This window comes from Bartonella queenslandensis (assembly GCF_018155095.1).
Lineage (GTDB): Bacteria > Pseudomonadota > Alphaproteobacteria > Rhizobiales > Rhizobiaceae > Bartonella > Bartonella queenslandensis_B.
Window position 1 is genome coordinate 125030 of record NZ_NAAI01000002.1, and the last position, 12500, is coordinate 137529.

The following is a 12500-nucleotide window of genomic DNA, read 5'->3' on the forward strand; positions in this document are numbered from 1 at the left end:
CTTTTAAATTCTTTCATATTGAATCAATTTCTCTCATTTCCTTGTACATCACAAACGTAGTCAGTGTACGAGTAAGACACACCTTAATAAAAGAATAAAAATGTCTTTAATGAATTTTCTCAAGCACCAAGGGCTATCATAATATTTTAAACGCACAAAGAGTATGATGATAGCATCCTGCATCTTTACGACATATAAATATGGCAATGGATTTTATGTCATTTACGAAGGCTTTATCGTTATACTGTTTACGAACACCATTGTGAAATGAGATCAAGTGTATTGAGAGATATTTATGTAAAATCAGTCCGCCAATATACAATACAAACGTATTTTGTTTAAAGCATTCTGTTTTACGTAAGCAACACGACACAATGAAAAACACTATCCCCAAAAGTGTGAGTACTGCGCAATTTCCATTCAAAAGCACTCTTGAACACCGAAACCAATCAACAAAAGCAAACCACAATTAATGAAGGCAAATAATCTCTTTGCATTATTTATTCATTTTGAGCGCTTGAATAAAAGCAGACTGAGGAATTTCTACTTTCCCAAATTGACGCATTCGCTTTTTACCTTCTTTTTGTTTTTCCAAAAGTTTGCGTTTACGTGTTATATCGCCCCCGTAACATTTTGCTGTTACATCTTTACGCAAAGCACGAATCGTTTCACGCGCTATAATTTTACCACCGATAGCCGCTTGAATCGGAATCTGAAACATATGCTGAGGAATAAGATCTTTCAGTTTTTCGCACATGGAACGCCCGCGCTTTTCTGCAATCGTACGGTGCACAAGCATCGACAATGCATCAATAGGCTCTCCATTCACCAAAATAGACATTTTAACTAAATCACCCTCTGCATAATCAGTCATCTGATAATCAAAAGAAGCATAGCCCTTTGAGATTGATTTGAGGCGATCATAAAAATCAAAAACGACTTCATTCAGTGGTAAATCATACGTTACCATAGCACGCGTTCCAACATAGGATAAACCAACCTGTACTCCCCGCCGCTCTTGGCATAATTCTAAAATTGATCCAAGATAATTATCAGGAGTCATGATTGTTGCACGGATCCATGGTTCTTCAATGGAAGAAATTTTAACCACGTCAGGCATATCTGCCGGATTGTGCAATTCTTTAACAGAACCATCATTCATATTCATGCGATAAACAACCGAAGGTGCCGTTGCAATTAAATCTAAATTAAACTCACGTTCTAACCGCTCTTGAATAATTTCAAGATGAAGAAGCCCTAAAAAACCACAGCGAAAACCAAATCCCAAAGCTGCTGATGTTTCCATTTCAAAGGAAAAACTCGCATCATTTAAGCGTAATTTGCCCATGGCTGCACGCAAATCATCAAAATCGGCAGCATCAATTGGAAAAAGTCCACAAAAGACAACCGGCTGCGCAGGCTTAAAGCCAGGCAAAGCATTTTCACAAGGACGCCGCTCTTCAGTAATCGTATCCCCAACCCGTGTATCTGCTACCTCTTTGATAGAAGCAGTGATAAAACCAATCTCGCCTGGTCCTAATTCATCAACCTGTACCATTTTAGGTGTAAACACACCAACCCGCTCAACGGGATATTTTGCCCCTGTACCCATCATACGAATGGTTTGACCTTTTTTTAAAATACCATCTATCACCCGTACCAAAACAATAACACCAAGATATGCATCATACCAGCTATCAACCAACATTGCTTTCAAGGAATTTGTAACATCGCCTGTACGTGGAGGTGGCAGTTGTGTAACGATTGCCTCCAAAACATGAGGAATTCCCAAACCTGTTTTTGCTGATATCTCCACAGCTTGAGATGTATCAATGCCTATTACATCTTCAATCTGTTCTTTAACACGTTCAGGTTCTGCTGCTGGAAGATCAACTTTATTGAGCACAACAACCAATTCATGAGAATTATCAATGGCTTGATAAACATTTGCTAATGTCTGCGCCTCGACACCTTGGCTTGCATCCACCACCAACAGTGAGCCTTCACAAGCTGCCAATGAACGCGAAACTTCATAAGCAAAATCCACATGACCCGGTGTATCCATAAGATTTAAAATATAGGTCTCACCATTCTTTGCTTTATAGTGTAAACGTACTGTTTGTGCTTTAATCGTAATCCCACGTTCACGCTCAATATCCATAGAATCGAGTACTTGTTCCTTCATCTCACGCGTGTCAAGCCCCCCTGTCATCTGAATCAAACGATCAGCTAAAGTGGACTTGCCGTGATCAATATGCGCCACGATGGAAAAATTACGAATATAATTACGATCTATTGTCATATAAGGCGATTTAGCAAAGAATAATACAAAACGCAAAGACCAATTATGTCATGTCGAGAACCTTTCAAAAGAATATTAGCCAAAAGACCTTCTCAAAACACAACTTCTCATAGCCTAAAAAATAAGGCTTTTGTTTACTCAATCAAATACCAAAGGAACTCAAATGATCTTTTTACATCTTGTTTAATGAAGCATAGGCTGGATAAGCCAGCATCATCACACATTATTGCCAACTTTCAATGTTGCTACAATCTTAACAATTGAAAGAGTTTATAAGAAGACGCCTTTTCTGTATAGTTTTCACCGACATAAACTGCTCGCTTGTGACGTGAAAACAAGTGATCTGAATTGATTTAACGTGAAAAAGATTTGAAATGAGAAAGTTTTACAGTTTTTATGGTTCTCATCCAAGGCGCATAATACTACAATTACCATTATAAATACAATGTGTTGTATGGAATATATGGTAGACGCGTATATCATTTAAACTTTTGATAAAATTCGCAAAAAACGCTTTGTTTATTTTCACGCAATAATCTGCTCTTTTAGCAATCTTCTATAAAATAAATGCATGTCAGGAGAGTTAATTTTTTTTCATAACGTTTAAAACTTTAGAAATAGGCTTTATCGAGTAGAGTTTTTATGTACTTTTTATACAACTTCTTTCTTCTTCTACAAAAGATAAAAAACATAAACACTCTGCAATTTATTGGTTAATGCTTTGATTTATAATGGTCGTTTCTCATTTTAAACCTTCTCATGAGTGAAACAATTAAATTTTTTCTCTTCCCCTTTACAAACAAGGCCAGTATATAAAAAAATCATTGAAGAAACGAATAAAAATTCTTCATCCTCTTTCAAATGCCAGAGGCTATCGTGTAATATTGGGAACTGATAAAAAAATGCCAGTGCCTTTTATTTTAAGTAAAATAGTGCTGCTTTGTGGTTTTTATATACTTCACACGAACCACCAATGAATATGACGTATATTGAGAAAAGTTTCTTTAAAAAGCGCAGCAATGTATAACATGATAGGAGACTGCTTTGGGCGTTCTATTTTACATGAAAAGCGTAATCCCTTGAAAAAAAAAGAAACAACGTTCAGCAATATAAAATTCCCATTATAGGTATTATCTTGAATGTTTTTTGAAAGTTGTAAAAATAAATTTAAAAATAACAATAAAAATGAGGGCTGGTTTTTATCTTTACCTCTTCATATCTTAGTCCCATGAAACTTATCTTCCCGTTTCAGAGATTAGACAAACAAATAAATACTCTTGCTCCAATTTGGCATACAAAAGCAGAAACAGCTTATAAAGCCTCAAAAATGAAAACTCTGCAAGAAAGAAACGCATACACTAAAATCGTTATAAGAAAGATGCATAGCTAATCAATTTTTTGAATTGCTTTATTTTTTTTACGCCATTGTGAAGGTTGTAGTTCAGCAACAATGATCCCAATCAGAATAAACAAACCACCCAATAAAGCTAAAGGAGATAAATGCTCTCCAGCCAAACGCCCTACAATACCAGCCCATACTGGCTCACCTGCATAAATGAGTGTTGCACGTGTAGGAGAAATAGACTTTTGTGCCCAATTCATAGCCAACTGAATAATAGCACTCATTAATGCCAATCCCATACCAATACTAAACCATACCCACGAAAATTCAGGAATGCTTTCACCCATCAAAGTCATACAAACAAATGAAAAGAAACCACTAAAGAATAACTGGATAATAGTCACACGCCGACTATCAACCTTGTTGGCAAAAATTCCGATGAGTATGACTTCTCCAGCAATTGCTAAAGCACCCAACAAAGTCAAAATTTCACCTTTTGAAAAATCAAAACTTCCCGGCTTTTGTCCTGAAACAAGGACAAGTCCAATAAAAGCAAAAATAATACCAATCCAACAGGCAAAACGGGGAGGTTTTTTAAAAACAATCCATTGCAAAATTGGAACCATCGGAACATAAAGTGCTGTGATAAAAGCCGACTGACTACTAATGATCGTTTGCAGTCCAGCTGCTTGAAAAGCATAACCCAAAAACATGGATAAACCAATGGCCATCCCAGCAAAAACTTCATAAACAGTTATACCTTTTATAGAGCGCCAAAAAATTGCTCCACATATAAGGGAGGCAACAATAAAACGAAATCCAACAAAAAATAGAGGACCGCTATAGCGTACCGCAATGTGAATGACTAAAAATGTAATCCCCCACAATATTGTTGCAGCAAATATTGCCAATTCTGGTTTACTTAATAAAGGATATTTAAACTGTTTTATATTCGTCATGAAAGACCATCTCCTCCTATTTTCCGCACAATTTACGAAACAATAAGCGTTCCAACTCCCTGTTCGGTAAACAGCTCTAGTAAAACAGAATGAGGGGTTTTTCCATTTAAAATGACAACACCTTCCACACCATTTTGAAGGGCTTTCACACAAGTTTCTACTTTTGGAATCATGCCTCCTGAAATGGTTCCATTTTTGATAAGTTTCTCAGCTTCAGAAACTGTCAATTCTTTTAAAAGTTTACCCTGTTTATCCAAAACACCAGGAACATCAGTGAGGAATAAAAGACGTTTTGCCTCTAATGCACCAGCAATAGCTCCAGCAAAAATATCAGCATTAATATTATAGGTTTTTCCATCCCGACCTGGAGCCACAGGCGCAAGAACTGGTATCATTTCAGAACAGGCTAAAAGATCTAGTAATGTACGATCAACTTCAATAGGCTCACCAACAAACCCCAAATCTAAAACACGTTCAATATGCGAATCAGGATCAATGACAGTTCTATAAGCCTTTTCGGCAAAAACCATATTGCCATCCTTGCCGCACAGTCCTATTGCCCATTCACCCTCAGCATTGATGAGAGCAACTATTTCCTTATTGATGGAACCCGCTAAAACCATTTCAACTACTTCAACGATCCGCTCATCAGTTACCCGTAAACCGTTTTCAAATCGTGATTCAATTCCCATTTTCATTAAAATTTCAGCAATTTGAGGCCCACCACCATGAACAACAACAGGATTAATCCCCGATTGCTTTAAAAGAGCAATATCACGCGCAAATGCTCGCCCCAAAGCAGGATCACCCATAGCATGACCGCCATATTTTACTACAACCGTTTCATTTTCATATTTTTGCATATAAGGTAAAGCAGACGATAAAAATGCTGCTTGTTTTTCCAAAACATCTACAGCACTGTTTTTAGCATCATCCATTAATAGAGCCTCCTCATCACTTTTTACTATCTCTTAGTGAAATTTAGGGAAAGTGAAAACAATAAAACAAAGCTTTACTCTATTCACTCCCCTGAAAATCATCAATCTGCCTTCAAATTACGAAAAAGTCATAATGAGATGAAACAAGAAAACAACTTCCTTAAAAAATTAACAGCGAAAAGTTAAATAAAATAAGTGCAAAAAACGTTGGTATTTTATGACTTTATATATAAAATCGAAAAGAAAAACTTTTAAGCCCTGCTGTACATTCAACTCATTCGTTCACCTTTGTGGATACTTAACAATGAATAAGGATATATAAAACCATTGACCTTGTAAGATAAAAATAAAATTTCCTGATCCTAATCAGATTAATATATCACCGACATAGCAATCGCTCAATTGCTTTATTGATACCTTATCTACAATTGAATATTCGAAAATATTAATTAAATAATTTACGAAAATGCATGGTATGGAGAATTATAATAAACTGATTTATGATAGTTATTTACTTTTTGTATCGTAAATAAGAGATTTGAACATAAGAACAGTTTGTCATTTTAACTCTAAAACTCCAAATCAATGAAAACCATTAGCTTTCACATTAAAAATGAAAGTGGCATAATAATTGATTTATAATCATAATATAGCGTTATCTGAAAAAATAGCCCATATTTTAGAGGAGCCAGCGGTTAAGATTATGAAAAACTATCTCTATACAATTGGTAATGAGAGGTTATATTATTAGGAAAAAATAGATTGCCCAACAGTTTTTTTAGCCTTACTTGGTAAGAGCTTGCCATTTTACAGTTTTATTATGAGAGCTTTAAAAGGACTTTTGAGTAAAAAAATCATAAAAAGAAAGATAAACACAAAATTCTGAATGCTTGGCTTCTTCCTTTCCTTTAAAGGAGAGGATATTTTAGAGATTTCGTCTGTAAATAATCTGAATTTTTATTGAGCTGCTTCCATCTAATGACTGCTCATGCGGTTTACTTATATAAAATTCTACGAACAAGCCTAATAACCACACACACTTCTAAAAATACTTTATCTGTAGAAGCCAACTTATATACCTTGTATCACCGCCCTAAATGACGACCTTTTACGGTACAAAAAGATAAATACAGTGAACACTTGAAATATTATCAGTCATTCAATTGCATCCTTATATGGATAAGTCTTTTTTAAAACGTTATAGACACCAAAAAACAAGACTTATCCATAAAACTTGTGAAATGTAAAAAACTCTCAGCAGCAGGAACTTAGACTCAATTAATCGCTTCTCCCTTTTCTTTTCAAGCCCAAAGAAGGCTTTTCAAAGATGGTGAGACAATAGAAAGTTTAATGAAAACAGCCTTTCAAAAGTGTTTTCTCATTTATTCTGAGAACATTCACATATTTTAACCAGAAATATTTTCAAAAAATTCTTTCATACGGGAAAAAAAACCATGCGATTGTGGTGAATTTTCATGATTTGAAAGCTTTTCAAATTTTTGCAACAATTCACGTTGCTCTTGCGTGAGTTTCTGTGGTGTCTCAATCGTGATATGGATGTAAAGGTCACCTCTTGCTTGCTGACGGCGCAGCATAGGCATACCTTTGCCTTTAAGGCGGAATTGACGTCCATTTTGTGTTCCTTCAGGAATCTTAACACGTGCTTTACCCCCCTCAAGGTCAGAGACTTCAAACTCTCCCCCTAAAGCCGCTGTTACCATTGAAATAGGAACACGACAGTGAAGATCTGCTCCTTCTCGCTGAAAAAATTCATGCGGTTTAACGGAAAGGAAAATATAAAGATCACCACTGGGACCACCACGAATACCAGCATCTCCCTCACCAGAAAGACGAATACGCGTCCCATCTTCAATACCAGCTGGAATATTCACGCTCAATGAACGTTTTTTTTCTACGCGCCGTGTTCCCTGACATTTTGGGCATGGATCTGTAATCGTTTCACCACGTCCATGACATGTAGGACATGTTCGCTCAATAGAAAAGAAACCTTGTGCAGCACGCACACGACCAGAGCCATGACATGTTCCACAAACTTGTGGCCTAGAGCCCTTTCTCGCTCCTGAACCTTCACAAACATCACACGTGAGCGAACTAGGAATATTAATTTCGGCAGTTTTTCCTGAAAATGCCTCTTCTAAGGTCACTTCCATATTATAACTTAGATCTGCACCACGTTCGCGACCATCACCACGCTTACGGTGTGCACCTCCCATAATCTCACCAAAAAAGTCTTCAAAAATATCAGCAAATCCACCACCAGAAGCAAAACCGCTAAAGGGATTTCCTCCCCCTTGGCCACCGCTATTTTCAAAGGCCGCGTGACCAAATCGGTCATAAGCAGCACGCTTTTGAGGATCTTTCAAAACTTCATAGGCTTCGCCAATTTCTTTGAATCTTCGCTCTGCCTCTTTATCCCCGGCGTTGCGATCAGGATGATATTGCATTGCTAACTTACGAAAAGCAGATTTCAATTTTTTATCATCACATTCACGAGTCACGCCAAGAATTTCATAATAATCAACCTTCATCATGTATTCCTGATAGTTTTTCTGTCATCCATCTTTATGGATAATATCGCTTTTAATGTATATTTTTAGCAACAAAGTTGCAACTTATCTCAAATAATAAAGCCCAGCCTTATATTTCAAAGGCCGGGTTTATCAATTAATCAACACATAGGCTGACACTATTTCTTCTTATCATTAACTTCTTCAAAATCAGCATCGACAACATCATCATTCTTTGTTTCTGTTTCAGTGTCAGCGCTCGCTGCTTGTGAAGCTTCATACATAGCCTGTCCAAGCTTCATACTGACTTCTGCTAGTTTTTGCATCTTTGTTGTTATTTCTTCCGTATCACTGCCTTCAAGCGCAGATTTCAAATCAGATATTGCTGTTTCAATCTGTCCCTTTTCTTCAGCTGATACTTTATCGCCATATTCATTGAGCGATTTTTCAGTTGAATGAATAAGAGCCTCCGCTTGATTTTTGGCTTCAACACCTTCACGGCGTTTTTTATCCTCAGCAGCGTGCTCTTCTGCATCCTTTACCATTTTTTCAATATCAGCATCACTTAAACCACCTGATGCCTGAATACGAATCTGATGCTCTTTACCCGTTCCCTTATCTTTGGCTGAAACATTAACAATACCATTCGCATCGATATCAAAAGTAACTTCAATTTGAGGTATACCACGTGGTGCTGGGGGAATACCAACAAGATCAAATTGAGCCAATAATTTATTATCACTTGCCATTTCCCGTTCACCTTGGAAAACGCGAATTGTCACAGCACTCTGGTTATCATCAGCTGTCGAAAAAACTTGTGATTTTTTCGTCGGGATCGTGGTATTGCGCTCAATAAGGCGTGTGAAGACCCCACCCAAGGTTTCAATCCCCAAAGATAAAGGTGTTACATCTAGCAACAAAACATCTTTAACATCGCCTTGCAATACACCTCCTTGGATGGCGGCACCCATTGCAACCACTTCATCAGGGTTAACACCTTTGTGGGGATCCTTGCCAAAAAAGCTCTGCACAACTTGCTGAATCTTGGGCATACGTGTCATACCACCCACTAAAACAACTTCGTCAATCTCACCAGCCTTTAATCCAGCATCTTTCAACGCAGCTTTACAAGGCTCGATGGTACGCTGCACTAAATCATCAACCAGAGATTCAAATTTTGCCCGCGTCAACTTCATTGTTAAGTGCTTGGGACCTGATTGATCTGCCGTGATAAATGGTAAGTTGATTTCTGTTTGCTGTGATGATGAAAGCTCAATCTTTGCTTTTTCTGCCGCTTCTTTTAAGCGCTGTAAAGCGAGTTTATCATTTTTCAGATCAATTCCTTGCTCTTTTTTGAATTCATCGGCAAAATAACCGACTAAGCGCATATCAAAGTCTTCACCCCCTAAAAATGTATCCCCATTGGTTGACTTAACCTCAAAAACGCCATCTCCAATTTCAAGGACTGAAATATCAAATGTACCACCACCAAGGTCGTAAACAGCTATTGTTTTTCCGTCCTTTTTGTCCAAACCATACGCTAAGGCAGCAGCAGTCGGCTCATTAATAATCCGTAAAACTTCAAGTCCAGCAATTTTACCCGCATCTTTAGTCGCTTGGCGTTGTGCATCATTGAAATAAGCAGGAACAGTAATAACTGCTTGCTCAACTTTTTCACCAAGATAGGACTCAGCTGTTTCCTTCATCTTTTGCAAAATCATCGCTGAAATTTGCGATGGAGAATATTTCTTACCTGCTTCTTCAACCCATGCATCGCCATTGTCACCTTTAACGATTTTATAAGGTACAAGTGCTTTATCTTTTTCAACCATAGGGTCATCAAAACGGCGCCCTATCAAACGTTTTACTGCAAAAACTGTCCCTTCAGGATTTGTTACTGCCTGACGTTTAGCAGGCTGTCCAACAAGCCGCTCTCCTCCATCAGTAAAGGCAACAACAGAAGGTGTTGTTCGCGCTCCTTCTGAGTTTTCGATAACCTTTGCGTTTTTGCCATCCATAACAGCCACACAAGAGTTCGTCGTCCCCAAATCAATACCAATTACTTTTGCCATATTATAATCTCCATTCAGCAAGCTACCTCAACCTTCATAAAGCATCTTTTTAAGATAGCTCCTCATAACACTCAAAGCCCGTATATTGCTTCAAGCAACATAAAAATAATCATAAACCGCAAGTCGCAACAAGCCTCGCTGTCTCGTATATAAGAACAGGATTTTATTGCTACAAGAGAATAATGAGAGAAACATCTCCAAAATAAAAAATTTCTTTTAAAAGAGGCACTCTAATAACCCATAAATACCATATTTATGAAAGACTTGAGATCATACTCTATTTTTCTCGCAATTCTCAACAACCATATCTGTCTATAAAAATGAAAAAAGCAATTGTACACGCGTTCTTGATCTCTTATCACTTATTAAGAAATACTGACATAAAAGCTTTTTTAAATATCTCTTAAAGGCGAATAACTTATATCACAAATATTATAAAATATTACAAAACTTCCTCAGACTAAAATATCCGCATCTTATAAAACTATTTTTATGAGCTTTCTTTATAGTATTAAAGAGGGCCTTTCCATATGCTCATATTGATAATTATATCACCTATCAATCTCCTCTCAAAAGTGCTTCTTCTAGTATCCTCATGATTCATTGCTATTTAAAAGTTGTGCTTTAAATTCACCGAAAAAGCTTTTTCTTAACTGTATTCTTCTGAAATTTGAAAATATATAAAATGCCTTTGTATAAACATTTTAAAGCATCAATAATTGTCGTAATACTAAGAGTTGGTCAAGTGTATGAGCTTTATGTATTTTATCTTTATTCAGTAAAATAGTGATGCACCATAAAATTTTTACCATTTACAAATAACGTTGTGAGACGCTTTGCTTTTGTAAAACTTATTTTTTCCTTTAAGGTCTAAGAACTCTATAATTTTTATTTTCATATTTAAATTGATTTTATTTTAGCAATTCTTTGCTTTTATTTTAAATAAAAAATCTGCTAAAATGAAAAAATATTCAAAGTGTGAATCTTATGAAGGAGGGTGAATCAATGATGATATCTATTATCAAGAAAATAACAAATCTCATTTTTAAAAATACAATACATGCACAATATTCATACAAAAAGGTTATCGCAGGTATCGTATGTACTCTTCTCTTTGCTGGCATAACACTACCAGCAAGTGCCCAGCAATATAAACTTGGTGACATAGAAATTCTCAATCCTTGGGCACGCGAGACACCTAAAGGTGCAAAAGTTAGTAGCGGTTATTTCTATATTATTAATCACAGTAATACCCCAGACCGTTTAGTTTTTATTTCCACAAACGGTGTAAAAACAACAGAAATGCACACTATGGCTGTTGTCAATGATATTATGAAAATGGAAAAAATGCATAATGGCATTGAAATTCCGGGAAATGGCGAAATCACACTTAAACCAGGTGGTAATCATATTATGTTTATGGGGCTTTCACAACCATTCAAGCTAGGTGATAAAATTAGCGCAAAATTGACATTTGAAAACGCAGGAACCATTGATGTTGATTTCTCTGTAAACGCTACGAAAACAGCCTTACCCCCTAATTCCACTCCTGCCCACTAAGCCTTTTTTTATTATAAACACACATTTTATAAAATGAAGAAGCGTGAAATTTTTTACGCTTCTTATTTTTGTTTAATATCATAAAATAAGCAAAAAATTATCCTCTTTGATGCGTTAAATATGGTCAATTTCAGGGATACGCAAAACTTGTCCAGGATAAATTTTATCAGGAGATTTTAGCATGGGTTTATTGGCTTCAAAAATAAATGTGTTTTTATCACCTTGCCCTTTTCCATAAACCTCTTCAGCAATTTTCCAAAGATTATCACCAGATTTAACCTCATAAAAACGAGAATTTTTTCTAGGCGCCGTATCTATAACCTTTAATTGCTCAACATCCACAGAAGAGATACCTTGTGAATTGCCAACAACCAAAAGTGCTTTTTCAAGTGTTTCCCTATCTGGAACCTCCCCGCTTAAAATCGCTTTACCGTCTTCAACTTGAATATTGACTTTTTCTGTACCGAGTTGAAAACGATCAAATGCAGCCTTAAAGTCTTTTTCTTTTGGTTCATGGTCCCCCATACCTAATTTTTCCCCCACAGTTTTAATAAAATTAAAAAATCCCACGATGACCTCCTTATCATATAGCAGAAACAAATTTTTGTGCATATGTTGCCACATTCTCGTCTTTGCTCTTAAAACACATAGGTAGATTTTCTAAACTTCAACAATCAAAACGAAACCTGTTCAATTTTAGGACAAAGATAAGAATAAACTATGCAATAAATTTTGATAAAAAAAGCTTTTATGCAAATTTTCTCTCAAACGAAGGGATCTTAATAGACGTAGAAACATT

At 36.3% G+C, this 12500-nt stretch carries 7 protein-coding genes; 1 reads left to right on the forward strand and 6 read right to left on the reverse strand.

Annotated features, from left to right (window positions below):
- Window positions 1–496: 496 nt before the first annotated feature.
- From lepA to dnaK, 5 genes are all read right to left on the reverse strand, one after another.
- Window positions 497–2302: a translation elongation factor 4 gene (gene lepA, locus B5V81_RS01800; protein WP_212111622.1), complete on the reverse strand. Its 1806-nt coding sequence runs from the start codon at window positions 2300–2302 to the stop codon at window positions 497–499.
- A 1386-nt stretch (window positions 2303–3688) separates the two neighbouring features.
- The gene (locus B5V81_RS01805) at window positions 3689–4603 is read right to left on the reverse strand and encodes a DMT family transporter (RefSeq protein ID WP_212111624.1); all 915 of its coding nucleotides are present in this window, start codon (window positions 4601–4603) and stop codon (window positions 3689–3691) included.
- 32 nt (window positions 4604–4635) lie between these two features.
- Window positions 4636–5541 (reverse strand): acetylglutamate kinase, encoded by a 906-nt coding sequence (gene argB, locus B5V81_RS01810; RefSeq protein WP_012230379.1) that lies wholly within the window; start codon window positions 5539–5541, stop codon window positions 4636–4638.
- A gap of 1406 nt (window positions 5542–6947) precedes the next feature.
- Window positions 6948–8090, reverse strand: a complete 1143-nt coding sequence (gene dnaJ / locus B5V81_RS01815; protein ID WP_212111626.1) for a molecular chaperone DnaJ — start codon at window positions 8088–8090, stop codon at window positions 6948–6950.
- A gap of 158 nt (window positions 8091–8248) precedes the next feature.
- Window positions 8249–10141 (reverse strand): molecular chaperone DnaK, encoded by a 1893-nt coding sequence (dnaK, locus tag B5V81_RS01820; protein WP_212111627.1) that lies wholly within the window; start codon window positions 10139–10141, stop codon window positions 8249–8251.
- A gap of 1005 nt (window positions 10142–11146) precedes the next feature.
- Here dnaK and B5V81_RS01825 point away from each other — a divergent pair.
- Window positions 11147–11701 carry a copper chaperone PCu(A)C gene (locus B5V81_RS01825; RefSeq protein ID WP_212111628.1) on the forward strand — a complete coding sequence of 185 codons (555 nt, stop codon included), beginning with the start codon at window positions 11147–11149 and terminating at the stop codon, window positions 11699–11701.
- Between the two features lie 114 nt (window positions 11702–11815).
- Here the strand turns inward: B5V81_RS01825 and lysM are convergent, their stop codons facing one another.
- Window positions 11816–12271 (reverse strand): peptidoglycan-binding protein LysM, encoded by a 456-nt coding sequence (lysM, locus tag B5V81_RS01830; protein ID WP_212111629.1) that lies wholly within the window; start codon window positions 12269–12271, stop codon window positions 11816–11818.
- Window positions 12272–12500: the final 229 nt, after the last annotated feature.

Bases quoted from the DNA above. Each gene is read 5' to 3' on its own strand.
- lepA (WP_212111622.1), bottom strand. From the start codon at position 2,302: ATGACAATAGATCGTAATTATATTCGTAATTTTTCCATCGTGGCGCAT.
- B5V81_RS01805 (WP_212111624.1), bottom strand. From the start codon at position 4,603: ATGACGAATATAAAACAGTTTAAATATCCTTTATTAAGTAAACCAGAA.
- argB (WP_012230379.1), bottom strand. From the start codon at position 5,541: ATGGATGATGCTAAAAACAGTGCTGTAGATGTTTTGGAAAAACAAGCA.
- dnaJ (WP_212111626.1), bottom strand. From the start codon at position 8,090: ATGAAGGTTGATTATTATGAAATTCTTGGCGTGACTCGTGAATGTGAT.
- dnaK (WP_212111627.1), bottom strand. From the start codon at position 10,141: ATGGCAAAAGTAATTGGTATTGATTTGGGGACGACGAACTCTTGTGTG.
- B5V81_RS01825 (WP_212111628.1), top strand. From the start codon at position 11,147: ATGATGATATCTATTATCAAGAAAATAACAAATCTCATTTTTAAAAAT.